Below are 12341 nucleotides of genomic sequence, written 5' to 3' on the forward strand. Positions count from 1 at the left end.
GCGTGAGAGCTAGTCGGCCTGCTTGGTGAAGTCGTGGCGACGCGCGCGAACATGTGCCAGCAAATTCGTTTCGTTGGCGACCCCGGATTGAAAGAGGGTCAGCACGGTCGAGGCCAGAATCTGACCATCTATTGAGGTGCTGTACCATTTGGCGTCGGCGGTTATCTGGTCGACTACCCGTTGGCAGATCGCCCGATCTTCAGGTCCAAGGAATTGGCTTTGCGGTGCTGGTAGCATCTCGACGCCTTTAGTGGGGGAGCGTTAGTTGTTTCTTCCAGGCGATGCCATGCGTGGTCGCCGACATTGAACCGTAGACGCATTTAGACAGAAAATTGTCATTCATTTGATCGGCGCCATGAAAAATGGCCGGCGCGAGTCAGTGCAGGTCGAGCGGCCTTGGACGTGGTGTCGCGTTCCTGTCGCGGCAATTGCGTGAAGCGCGCTACGCTTGACCGATCCCGCATCAAGACCGACAAGGATCTCGCTTCGGTGGGTTTCCTACTTGCTGAAATTCTGCTGCCCGACAGCTAAGCTGCGCGCGGCTTCCTCGATCGCCGCTCGATCGTCACCAAGTCGGTCAATCAGGTCTTGTGCCTGGTCGCCGGTTATGCCGGTACGCATGGCCAATGCTTCAACAGTTAAAACGTCCGAGCTGGCGATCTCGCCGGTTTCGGGAAGCGCATTGTCCGCAGTAAGGTGAAGCGCATCGTCCGCGGTAAGGGGAAGTGCGGCCTCTCGGTCCATCTCATCTTTGGCGGTCTGCCAATGCCTCTCATGATCGCCATGTATGCCGCCTTCGCGTTCCCAAATCTCGTATGCGCGCTGCTGGATTTTCTCGTGCCGCTCGTCGCCCATTTTTTGATTCCTCATGCGTGTTCCCGTCAACGCCGAGCGCGTCAAAATGATCCGGCACGGAATAGAGATTTTTGGCGAAAGCGGTGAATTGGGAGTGTGATGGCGGAAAAGGGCGGTGGCGCTCTTGGCTTTGAGGGAAAGCCTCTGGCTCCGCCGTCACTAGCCCTCGACTTTCTCCAGCGCTGATGGCTCCACTTGAATTGAAGCCTCCGCGCCGCCTCGATCAGGCGTCTTTCCACCGCACTGGCGATATCGGCGTTGGCGCGCGCAAGCTGGACTTGCTCGAAGCAAGCGCCTAGCCGCCCGGTTGGGCCTCGCCATGCTCCTTCCAGGTCAGGCTGTGGAAGGGCCTGGCTGCATCGACGATGCCCCCAGTGCACCGTCGGGCAGCCAGGGTCCGTTTCCAGCACCCTCTCAAAACACGCATGGCAAACGCAATCAGTGGGATTGGAAGAGGCAGCGATGGGATATTCGAATGTTCTAATTTAATGTATACTTGTCCCTCGGCATGGAGGCGGGGGGTCTCTGGCATGATTGATTCAGAGGTGTTCGACTTTGTCGAACGCTGCAGGAAGCACACAGCGACAGGGCCGCTTCTGGGCGATCTTCTTGAAACCGTGAGAAATCTCGGCTTCGAGCATCTTATCCTGAGCGGGGTTCCGCTCAGCGGCCAGAAACTTGCGCCGATGGTCGAGCTGAATGGTTGGCCCGCGGGCTGGTTCGAGCGCTATGTCGAAGCCGAGCATGCCGCTGTCGATGGGGTTTGCATCTATTCGGCGAAGACCCTGAAGCCATTCTTCTGGGCCGACGTTCCCGCAAAATGGTCCGACACGGACGACTCCCGACGCGTGGCCGGTGAAGCGACGGAGTTCGGCATATCGAGCGGCTTTGCGGTGCCGATGCTCAGCGTCCACCATTGGCAATCCGTGCTGTCGTTCGCCTCCTCGCAAAAGAGCTGCACTTTATCGCCGCGCCAGCAAGTGCAACTGGTGACGATGGCGGTCTATGCCGGCATGTCGATCCAGGCCCTGTCCAATGACGATGACGGCGATGAAGGCCTGTTGACCGATCGGGAAAGGGAAGTGCTCTTGTGGGCCGCGGCCGGCAAGACCTCGTCGGAAACATCCCAAATCCTTGGCCTGACCGAGCGCACCGTCAAATGGCACTCGACGCGGGCTCGCGAGGCCTTTGGCGTCGCTACGACCACGCAAGCTGTCGTTGAAGCGGTGCGCAGGCGGCTAATCCACCCTTAGTTGCGTCAACTGTCCGATCGGACAGGTGACGTATATTAGGATGACTGCAACTGTCCCCCAAGAATAATTGGGGGGTGCGCTATGATCACGGCCCATGTCGTCAATGCGCGGAACAAGCATCTCTACGAGAACGAATTCGACGAGTTTTTGCGCCGGCGGCACGATTTCTTCGTGCACCAGAAACATTGGCGCCCTCCAAGCCCGGATGGTCGCGAGCTAGACCAGTTCGATACGGATGCGGCGACGTATCTGCTCGGTATCGAAGACGGTCGCGTGGTGACCTCGGCCCGATTGATCCCAACGAGCGAGCCGCACATGGTCTCGGAGGTCTTTTCTCACATGTGCGAAAGATCGGGTGTCCCGAGACGCCCCGATTGGGCCGAATGGACCCGCACCTTCGTCGTTCCCGATAAACGCTCGACCGGGTTGCGAGGCACGCTGACGCAATTGTGCTGCGCGGTGATGGAATACGCCCTCGACGAAGGCCTCAGCGCGGTCGGTGGCGTTCAGGAAACCTACTTCATGCCCCACCATGGCGCGCTCAAATGGCGCGCCGAGCCGATGGGCATGGCAAGGGAAGAGAACGGCGAGTGGTACATCGTCGCTTACATCGATGTGAATGAGGCGGCGCTGGCGAGTGTTAGGCAGATCCTTGGCATCGATCATTCATTGCTGGTTCGCAGAGGAATGCAACTGCCATTTGCTAATACACGACCCGTGCAGGACTGTTGCATAAAATTGGAGGTCGAATAGTTCTAGAAGATGTAGAAACGTGACTTTATTGGTTACTTGCATCACACCGAATAATTTGTAAAGCCTTAAGAGGAATAGATAGAATGGAAGTGTTCAAGCTCAGTGTGGAGATTGACGGTCGTTACATACAAAGTATTGTTAAAAAAGGAGTTTTGGCAACCGTTGAGACTGGGAAACACACAAGCAGAGTTATCGACCCTGAAAATCGCCTCTGTATAATGGTTCAGACTCAAGGCGAGGCGCCGATAGCATGGGTGCAGGTATCAAAGTATAATGGCAGTTTCTTCGAGGTGCAGGCCGAGGGCTGGTTGGGTGATGACGCTCAGGGAGCGAGCACCTTAGGGGCACAAGGCGCGGTTCCCCGGGGCTCCATTTCCAGAGCGTCTCCTAAAGAAGCGGAAGCCAGGATGGGAGATAAGTATGGCACATATGCGTGCTGCACTTCTTATGGGAACGGTTGCTATGTGACATGTTGCAATAGCTGTTGCTCTGACTCCACCGCTTGCCCGGGCGCAAGCTGCTGTGCATAAACTAAGTAATTCTACCATCCAGCCAGTGACAGGAATACAATATAGATACGCGAAAGCATCAATATAGGTTATCAATTCGATTGAAAAAGGGTCTATCTGGCTTTGTCTAATTTCTATTAAAGGCTATGACTATGAGATTATTGACAGGATTTCAGGCGCTGGGGACTGTGTTGCTTCTCGTGTGGGGAGCGACTGCTGCTAGCGCAGATGAAATTATTTCAGATCCCGGAATTGGTATTCGGGTGGCTCCGGGGTCACAAGCAGAGACGACGGCGTACTATGAGCGCATCTCCGCCAAACTCGGTGTGACCGACACGCGGCGGGATCTTCCGAATTTGACCGCATTGCTAACGCATCTTGGTTACCAGTCATTGACGGCAGAAGACCTTGAGTTCAAATCGCCCTCAGACCTCATGGCAACATTTCCCAATGACCAGCTTTTGGTCTCGCGCTTCTTCGCCCCAAAAATCGTCGATTTCAACGTCAAATCTACCGATACGCAATATCCGTATCATGCAGGGTGGCGAAAGCTTGTTAGGATTCTGGCATTGCCGAGGTCAGGTGCTGATTCCGCAGGTTTGCAGGCTGCCTATGTGCTATTTAATTACGTGCAGGAGCAACTGACCGATGCGCCATTTCCTGACGGGACATCCGTCAGCGAGTCGGTGAATACACAGGTCATTATCGTCCCAAGGGCCTTCAGCAAGGGGCAAGAAGACTCGGCGTATTTCCTAGATTTTGATACAAGAACAGGTGGCTATAAGATCCACGATTTCCTCTCGGCGGCCTTCGATGTTGCCCAAGATCCAAACCACCCCGAGGAAACCAAAAGGAATTACTATGTACCTACAGCCTGCGCGCAATGTCACGGACACGATCAGGAAGGTGGCGGTCCAACGAACAGCGTTTTTCCTTACGCCAAGCTGAACTATCTCGACACAGACCAATGGTACGACATGATGGCGTTCGGAGAGTTTCCTTCGACGCTCGGAACGTACGATGTACTTTTTGATGGTGGCCTGGACCATTCAAGCGGCGCATACGGAGCCGCTTTCGATGTGGTCAGGAAGCTGAATAGCTTCATCCGTAGTCAAAATTCGGAAAGCGTCCACTCCGGTGATATAGACCTTTTCAAGATCAAAGCTGTCGACAAGTGGTTGGCGTTGCATCAAAGCAGCGCTGACCCAGTGCCGGCATTAGCCCGGGCTTTGGATTTAGGAAACGGATCAGCAGTCTGGCAGGATACGCAGGATGACCGCGCGCTTTTAGGCCTTCTCGATCAATATTGTTTCCGCTGCCACAGCTCAGTCCTCTACAGCGTTTTTGACAAGCAGGCCGTAGCTGATCGCTGGCGGACCATCGCGAGGTACGTACAATTGCCAGCTACAAACTCAAGTCATATGCCCCAGGGCAGGCAACTGGATGCCCAAACGATTGCGGATATTGTCAGATATGTGCAAGCGCTGAAATAGGTCTCATTCGCGGGCAGCAACGGAGATTCATGATGGTAAACGCGAAGCATGTCGTTTTTGCCGACATTCAGTCTTATCTTGATGGTATCGCGGACAATCCAAAGAATACGCGGAAGGTGGATGATGCAGGGCACGCCCGTTTTTGGCGCGTCAGCTACCACGAGTTCGCAACAGGCTTTGTTCCCAATGAGTCCTGTAGGGGGCAGGTTGTGCCAATCGTTAACAGCGACCCGGCGCAGTGCCCATTCTACCAGGCATTGGTCGCGACCGCGGGCTGGTGCAACATGCGGCAGATGCCGCGCGGCGGACCATTTATCACAGACGCTGGCTATGCGGTGACGTTAGACGGCGGCCTTCTCATCACTGGAGTCGAAATTGATGCCAACATTCGTTGGTGGCTGACCAATGGCATGCCTGAGGTATGATCGATCAATTCGAAACCGCCATAGCGAACCAGGACTAGCGGAGTGAGAGACCTTTGATTGCCTCGGAAGACGTTAGGGGGGATAGCTTGGAGCTTCAGCGATAGCCGGCTATATTAGCCGTCGCTTGACGATTGCCGTTTCATTTCCTAGCGTAAATACGGAAGTGGTGAGTATTCGGCGCAGCCGGGAGAATCTCAAATGCCACAGACATCAGCCGAAATCCTTGAAATCATGCGTGCAAACGGGCTCGAAGGAGTTGGCGACGGCGTTTTGTTTCCTTGGGGTGCGAAGATTGTCGATGTCGATGGAAAGAAAATGCTGAAGGCAATGTCGCCGAAGGAGTACGGAGAGGCGGTGTTTTCCGCCACCGGCATAAAACTTGAAGACAATCAATTGTATGACCCCTATTGCGCATATGACGGTGGAGCGAGGTGCATGAATATCAATTGTACGACTCCAGCGAATTATTGTTCCCTGGAGAGCGCATCTGGCGTCGGTTTCTTTTGTCTGTGTAAGAAGAGTGGTACATGACTGTGAGAAATGGCCTGAATAGGTGGGCGTCGTCAGAACAACTTCCTGCGGCAACGTGCAGAGATTGAGATGCACAACCATTTCTATGTCTATAATGAATGCGAACAAGAAGTGAGCTCGACAGCCTACTTTCTCCCCGTTGGCAAGACCAGCGTCGACACTCACACCGCTAAGGTCCTCCCCGGGAGACAAGTACTTCTCTGTGTCACTGACGAGAATTCCATATCGCTTGAGACGGTGTCAGTTGACAGAGTTTTGAAGTGGGAGGCGGTCGATGTGTTTATGAGGCCTATCGATAGGCAAGAGTACACTCACGTTATCGCCTGTAGTTGTGTGGGCAGTGATTGCCCCGATATTTGGCCGCGCGATACCAGTCGACAAGAGCCGTTACCATAACGCTCCGGGCCAGACGGAAAACTTTGGGGTCGCCGAGCGTCTGCCTAGCTGGAACTTTATATCTCGGCGAAGTGAATCTCGGCGCCTGGCGTTATGTCACCTTCTACCGAAATTCCTCCTAGCTAGCACCCAATCCGATCGAAAGATAAGGCCGCCTATGCCAAGGTCGATGAAAGCCCTTCGATTGTAGGTTAGATAGTGGCGCGGAGACCCGTCGCGGTTGTTCACTGATACGTGGTTGGCCCGCAATCAGAGCATTATCCAACATTCCCCATCACAGCAGAGATAGGGCACATCATCGAATGTAAGGACCTCGCACCCCTGCCGAGCACGACCTCCATTGGACGTTTTCATTCGTGCCGCAGGCGCAGTCGCTCTGGCTTGAGCGAAAAGCTGCATGAAAAGAACCGCCGACGCGTCCTCTTTGTTGGGCTCAGAAAGTGCAATCTTTGCAAGGGGATGCTGGTGATCTTTGCATTTCACGTTGCGGATATGTGCTACGGACGAGATCAAAGAAACGGGGATGGATACCCATTGCTCGCACGAGAACGAGGATGAAAACAACAGCACGGAGCTGTCATTTTCATCGGCTTTGACGAGCCCAAAAAGCGTTAGGTCCATGGGCTCAACGAGCTGGTTGTCGGCCAACTGTGAAACAAACTCGGATGGTTCGTAAGTACGCATTCCAAATAGCCCTCCAGTTCAATGTGCTGCATTTGGGACAGACTAATCACATAATAACACAGTAACGGAGAGTCCGACGACCCTCCGCCGAACCCCACGATTTGCTTCACGCCCAACTGCAACCATCCGGGGCCGGCCTCCGACTTGGCCGATTGCCGGGGACCGTCCCTAGTCGCACGCGATTTTGTCGAATTGGGTTGTTCGTAAAAACTCAACACTGAAAAGAATATGAGATGGAAACAACTGGCTGGGGAACCTGGATTCGAACCAGGACTAACGGAGTCAGAGTCCGTGGGTCTACCGTTAACCTATTCCCCAGCAGGCGCGGTTAGAGAAAACCGCGCTGGCCTGCGGCCAAGTCGCTGTAAGGGCTGCCTTGTAGCCGCAGCCGAGAAATAGTCAAGCCTGCCCAGCCTTCAATCGCCGCGTTTTAATCGCTGCATCCAGTCGCCGCGTCTTCGCGCCTCAATTCTCGCTGCTGCTGTATTGTGAGTGCTCGAAGAACAGCACGACGCCGAGCGCGATCAGCAGCGGGATGATCAGGTAGAACAGCCGGAACACCAGCAGCGCGGCCAGCACGCCGACCGGGTCCATATCCGACAGCCCGGTCAGGAACACGACCTCGAACACGCCGAGCCCGCCCGGCGCATGCGAGATCTGCGCCACCGAGAACGACACCAGGAAGACGCCGAGCACGACGAAATAGCCGGGATTGTCTGATACGGGCAGGGCAAAGAAGATGATTGCGGCTGCCGCCAGCAGCTCGATCGGGCCGATCAGCACTTGCCGCGCCACGATCGGCAGGGCCGGGTAGTGCAGCTGGAAGCCGCCGATCTTCAGCGGCCTGAGATGCAGCCAGCTGCCAAACACATAGGCCGCCACCAGGATCAGCATGGCGAGGCCCGCAGCGATCGCCACGCCATGATGCGGCGCGCCGGAAAAGCGGTCGATGATCTCGGGCTCGAAGACCAGCACGAGGCCGGAGACGAGGATCGTCGACAGCACGAAGGTGATCCAGCAGATCGCCACCAGGACGCCGACATCCTGCCCGGTCAGCCCCCTTGTGCCATAGGCGCGGTAGCGGATCACGGCGCCGGAGAACACCGAGCCGCCGATATTGTGCGACAGCGCGTAGGTGGTGAAGGAGCACAGGGTGACGAACAGCCACGACACTTTTTTGCCGATATGCAGCAGCGCGATGTGGTCGTAGCCGGCGAGCGCGGCATAGGCGATCACCGAGCTCAGCACCGCGAGCACCCAGCCGCGTGCGGGAATGGCTGTGATGCCGGCCCAGACGTCGTCGATCGAAATGCCGCGCAACTCGTGCCAGAGCAGCAGGAGTGAAAAAATCACCGCCGCAATGCCGACGACCGGCCAGAAATAGCGCCTCCAGTTCATGGCGTGATCGTCATGCGTTGCAGCCCGATGCCCTTTTCCAGTCCGCGGCAGGAAAGATCGCCGACGATTCCGAGTGTTCACCCCTCCATTTCAGGAATGCCTTATCGAAGCCGGCTATTCAACCGGCAAGGCGCGGCTCTTCGTGTCGCAGTCTCGTGCCGCTGGCAAAATTCGCCGCCAGCACTCTTGGTGATCCGGCGCGGCGCTGCTAGTCTGGCGGCAACTTGAACACATGAAAGCGCCTGCTGCGTCCGGTCTCCGGTTCGCGCGGCGCCGGAAGGAACTGAAGTGGAAGACCACGACACCGGCGCCGGCGCGCCGGCAGTGGGCGTGTCCAGGGCTCCGCCGCCGTCAGGCCAGGCAAGTCCATCCGTCGGGCGTCTTGATCGCCAGGCGGGTGCCCGGCCGGGGCATGCCGATCATCAGGGCGAGCAGCAGAAGGGCAAGGCCAGGAAGCGGCGCAAGCGCCGTCGCGGCCGCAAGGTTTTCGCCCGCGACGGCAGTCCCTCGATAGCGAGTATACCGTCGGCCCCCGCCGCCAGCGCCCCGGCCAGCCACCCTGCAGAGGCCGCTCCCTTGCCTTCGGCTTCGCCGGCGAGGCCGGAGCTTCGCCGCCCGCCGCTGCAGGAACTGCCGGTGTTCGCGGCACTCGACCTCGGCACCAACAATTGCCGGCTGCTGGTCGCCGTGCCGACCCGCCACGGCCAGTTCCGCGTCATCGACGCTTTCTCGCGCATCGTCAGACTGGGCGAAGGCCTCACCGCCAATGGCCGGCTTGGGCAGCCCGCGATGGACCGCGCGGTCGAGGCGCTGAAGATCTGCGGCGACAAATTGCGCGGCCGCAAGATCAGGAAGGCAAGGCTGATCGCCACCGAAGCCTGCCGCACGGCCGCGAACGGTGTCGAATTCCTCGACCGTGTCGAGCGCGAGGCGGGGCTGAAACTCGAGATCATCGACCGCCAGACCGAGGCGCGGCTGGCCGTGTCTGGCTGCGGCTCGCTGGTCGAGCGCGACACGCAGGGCGTCGTCCTGTTCGACATTGGCGGCGGTTCCTCCGAAATCGCGCTGATCGATCTCACCGGCCACCGCTCGCCGAGGCTCGCCAACCATATCGTCTCGTGGACGTCGCTGCCGGTCGGCGTCGTCTCGCTGGCCGAGCGCTTCGGCGGCCGCACCGTCACCCGCGAGATCTTTGCCGCCATGGTCGAGGATGTCGCCGTGCGCCTGCACGCCTTTGACGGGCGCGACCGGCTGAGCCATGTGCTCGCCAGCCCGAAATTCCACCTGCTCGGCACCTCAGGCACGGTGACGACGCTGGCCGGCGTGCACCTCGACCTGGAACGCTACGACCGCCGCCGGGTCGACGGGCTGTGGATGGACCGGAACAGCGTCGACCGCATGGTCGAAAAACTGGTCGGCTGGGATTTCCAGCAGCGTGTCGCCAACCCGTGCATCGGCGCCGACCGCGCCGACCTTGTGCTGGCCGGCTGCGCCATTCTGGAGGCGATCCGCGCCATATGGCCGTCGGAGCGGCTGCGCGTCGCCGACCGCGGCCTGCGCGAAGGCATATTGAGCGAATTGATGGCCGACGACGGTGTCTGGCGCAGGGGCCGGCAATGACCAAGAAACCGCAGAAGCCCGGTACCGCCGGCATTCGCGTGCTGAAGACGCGCATCAAGAAGAAGAGCGGCCTGAAGGAATCGTCGCGCCGCTGGCTGCAGCGCCACATCAACGACCCCTATGTCCAGCGCTCCAAGGCCGACGGTTACAGATCCCGCGCCGCCTACAAGCTGATCGAAATCGACGACAAGCATCATCTCTTGAAGCCCGGCATGAAGGTCATCGACCTCGGCGCCGCGCCCGGCGGCTGGTGCCAGGTCGCCGCCGCGCGCACCAAATCGACGGCGGACAATCCGCATGTCGTCGGCATCGATTATCTCGAAATGGACGCGGTGCCGGGCGCGCCGGTACTTTTGATGGACTTCCTCGATCCGCAAGCGCCGGAAAAGCTCGCCGAGACGCTGGGCGGCCAGCCCGATATCGTGCTCTCGGACATGGCCGCACCCACCACCGGCCACAAAAGGACCGACCACATCCGCACCATGTATCTGTGCGAGGTCGCGGCCGATTTCGCGCTTTCGGTGCTCAAGCCTGGCGGGCATTTCCTGGCCAAGACCTTCCAGGGCGGCGCCGAGAACGAATTGCTCTCGCGGCTCAAGCAGAATTTCCGCTCGGTCCATCACGTCAAGCCGCCGGCGTCGCGCGATGAGTCGGTGGAGCTTTATCTGCTGGCGAAGGATTTCAAGGGGTAGGCGAATCCGCCCAAGCCTTTCGATGAAGGAGGGACAGCACCCCCCCTCTGTCCTGCCGGACATCTCCCCCGCAAGGAGGGAGATTGGCAGCTTTGACGACGGCTCCATTCCGCAACGCAGGAAATTGGCGAAAGCCGAGGTGACATCTGATCTCCCCCCTTGAGGGGGAGATGGCCGGCAGGCCAGAGGGGGTGCTGTCCCGCCGGCGCTGGAGGACTCTACCTCACTCCCCGGGCGATCTGACCGGCTCCAGCGTCTTGGGTGTTGCCAGCCTGCCATGTCCCGACACGGCGTTGCCGGCGTCGGGCGCCAGCCGCATGAACGTCAGCGACGCCGCCGCCGAAACCGCCGCCAGGATGAAGAAGGCGGTGTGGAAGTCGGCGAGCCGCAGCGGTCCGCCATGGATCGATGTCGATACTTCCAGTATGCCGCCGGCCAGCGCCACGCCGAGCGCGATCGACAACTGCTGGAACACGGCGGTGATCGGCGTTGCCTTGCTGGTATCTTCGGCCGATACCTCGGCATAGGAGAGCGCGTTGACCCCGGTGAAGAACATCGAGCGGATGAAACCGCCGACCAGCAATATGGCAAGCATCAGCGCATAGGGCGTTTCGGGGGTGAAGAGGCCGTAAATGGCAATCGAGCCCGCCGCGATCAGCGATCCCGAAATCAGCACCCGGCGGAACCCGGCGAGCCGGAAGATCAGCGCGGTGACGAACTTCATGCCGATAGCGCCGATCGCCGACACGAAGGTGATCATGCCCGACTGGAACGGCGTCAGCCCGAAGCCGATCTGGAACATCAGGGGGAGCAAAAACGGCACCGCGCCGATACCGATGCGAAACAGCGAGCCGCCAAGCACGGACGAACGGAACACCTGGTTGCGGAACAGCTCCAGCGCCAGCAGCGGATTTGCGGCGCGCCGCGCATGCAGGAGGTATAGCGCACCCGATACCAGGCCGACCGTCACGGTGATGAAGCCGACCATCGGCGGCAGTGCGGGCAGGCTGACCACGGAAAGACCGAAGACGACGCCCGATGCCGCAAGGCCGCTCAGCACGAAACCGGTGAAATCGAGCGGCGGGGTCTCGGTCGCGTCGGTGTCCGGCAGGAAGCGGGTGGCGAGCCAGATGCCCATCAGGCCGATCGGCACGTTGATCAGGAAGATCCAGTGCCAGGTGAAATAGGTGGTAATGAAGCCGCCGACCGGCGGCCCGACGAGCGGGCCGACCAGGGCCGGCACGGTGAGCCAGGACATCGCGGCGACCAGTTCGCTCTTCGGCGTCGCGCGCACCAGCACCAGGCGCCCCACAGGCGTCATCATGGCGCCGCCAATGCCTTGCAGGAAGCGCGAGACAACGAAGGCCGGCAGCGAATTGGAGAAGGCACAGGCGATCGAACCGACGATGAAGACGGCGATTGCGGCGCGAAACACATTCTTGGCGCCGAAGCGGTCGGCCATCCAGCCGCTGATCGGAATGAAGATCGCCAGCGACACCAGATAGGCCGTCAGCGCCAGCTTCAGCGCGATCGGGCTGGTGTTTATGTCGACGGCAATCGCCGGCAAAGACGTCGCGATCACGGTCGAATCCATGTTTTCCATGAAAAGAGCGACCGCCAGGATAAGCGGAATGATGCGGTTCAAGGGAACGCCCTGACTTGTCTTTGCGATTTTCTGCCCAGCTTGGGGGCGAGCCGGCATGACCGGCGGTTATCACGCCCCGGCCCGGAT

General features: G+C 59.0%; 12 protein-coding genes and 1 tRNA gene. 7 read left to right on the forward strand and 6 right to left on the reverse strand.

Annotated features, from left to right (window positions below; genetic code table 11):
* Positions 1 to 9: 9 nt before the first annotated feature.
* Together MESS4_RS15485 and MESS4_RS15490 are read right to left on the reverse strand one after the other, a co-directional pair.
* Positions 10 to 237, reverse strand: a complete 228-nt coding sequence (locus tag MESS4_RS15485; protein ID WP_006332426.1) for a hypothetical protein — start codon at positions 235 to 237, stop codon at positions 10 to 12.
* A 261-nt stretch (positions 238 to 498) separates the two neighbouring features.
* Complete coding sequence (locus tag MESS4_RS15490) at positions 499 to 855, reverse strand: DUF2934 domain-containing protein (RefSeq protein WP_006332430.1); 357 nt, start codon at positions 853 to 855, stop codon at positions 499 to 501.
* Positions 856 to 1385: 530 nt separating this feature from the next.
* Between MESS4_RS15490 and MESS4_RS15495 the strand changes: the two genes are divergently transcribed.
* From MESS4_RS15495 to MESS4_RS15515, 5 genes are all read left to right on the forward strand, one after another.
* Positions 1386 to 2108, forward strand: a complete 723-nt coding sequence (locus MESS4_RS15495) for a LuxR family transcriptional regulator (RefSeq protein WP_006332435.1) — start codon at positions 1386 to 1388, stop codon at positions 2106 to 2108.
* Between the two features lie 81 nt (positions 2109 to 2189).
* On the forward strand, positions 2190 to 2861 hold the full coding sequence (locus MESS4_RS15500) for an acyl-homoserine-lactone synthase (protein WP_006332437.1): 672 nt from the start codon (positions 2190 to 2192) through the stop codon (positions 2859 to 2861).
* 661 nt (positions 2862 to 3522) lie between these two features.
* Positions 3523 to 4863, forward strand: a complete 1341-nt coding sequence (locus tag MESS4_RS15505; RefSeq protein ID WP_006332439.1) for a hypothetical protein — start codon at positions 3523 to 3525, stop codon at positions 4861 to 4863.
* Positions 4864 to 4895: 32 nt separating this feature from the next.
* Complete coding sequence (locus MESS4_RS15510) at positions 4896 to 5288, forward strand: hypothetical protein (protein WP_006332440.1); 393 nt, start codon at positions 4896 to 4898, stop codon at positions 5286 to 5288.
* A gap of 198 nt (positions 5289 to 5486) precedes the next feature.
* Complete coding sequence (locus tag MESS4_RS15515; RefSeq protein WP_006332450.1) at positions 5487 to 5819, forward strand: hypothetical protein; 333 nt, start codon at positions 5487 to 5489, stop codon at positions 5817 to 5819.
* A 645-nt stretch (positions 5820 to 6464) separates the two neighbouring features.
* Here the strand turns inward: MESS4_RS15515 and MESS4_RS15525 are convergent.
* The 3 genes from MESS4_RS15525 to MESS4_RS15535 all read right to left on the reverse strand — a co-directional run bounded on the left by MESS4_RS15525 (position 6465) and on the right by MESS4_RS15535 (position 8297).
* Positions 6465 to 6899 carry a hypothetical protein gene (locus MESS4_RS15525; protein ID WP_006332458.1) on the reverse strand — a complete coding sequence of 145 codons (435 nt, stop codon included), beginning with the start codon at positions 6897 to 6899 and terminating at the stop codon, positions 6465 to 6467.
* Between the two features lie 244 nt (positions 6900 to 7143).
* A tRNA-Gln gene (locus MESS4_RS15530) sits at positions 7144 to 7217 on the reverse strand.
* A gap of 147 nt (positions 7218 to 7364) precedes the next feature.
* Entirely contained in the window at positions 7365 to 8297 is a 933-nt protein-coding gene (locus MESS4_RS15535; protein WP_006332460.1) for a lysylphosphatidylglycerol synthase domain-containing protein, read from the reverse strand.
* Between the two features lie 288 nt (positions 8298 to 8585).
* On the opposite strand from MESS4_RS15535, the gene MESS4_RS15540 reads away from it, so the two are divergent.
* Together MESS4_RS15540 and MESS4_RS15545 are read left to right on the forward strand one after the other, a co-directional pair.
* Complete coding sequence (locus MESS4_RS15540; RefSeq protein WP_006332461.1) at positions 8586 to 9917, forward strand: Ppx/GppA phosphatase family protein; 1332 nt, start codon at positions 8586 to 8588, stop codon at positions 9915 to 9917.
* Positions 9914 to 10609 (forward strand): RlmE family RNA methyltransferase, encoded by a 696-nt coding sequence (locus tag MESS4_RS15545; RefSeq protein ID WP_006332472.1) that lies wholly within the window; start codon positions 9914 to 9916, stop codon positions 10607 to 10609. The genes MESS4_RS15540 and MESS4_RS15545 overlap by 4 nt, the downstream gene beginning before the upstream one ends.
* A gap of 223 nt (positions 10610 to 10832) precedes the next feature.
* On the opposite strand, the gene MESS4_RS15550 is transcribed toward MESS4_RS15545, so the two are convergent.
* Entirely contained in the window at positions 10833 to 12254 is a 1422-nt protein-coding gene (locus tag MESS4_RS15550; protein WP_006332474.1) for an MFS transporter, read from the reverse strand.
* Positions 12255 to 12341: the final 87 nt, after the last annotated feature.

It is taken from the genome of Mesorhizobium sp. STM 4661 (assembly GCF_000359125.1).
GTDB lineage: Bacteria > Pseudomonadota > Alphaproteobacteria > Rhizobiales > Rhizobiaceae > Mesorhizobium.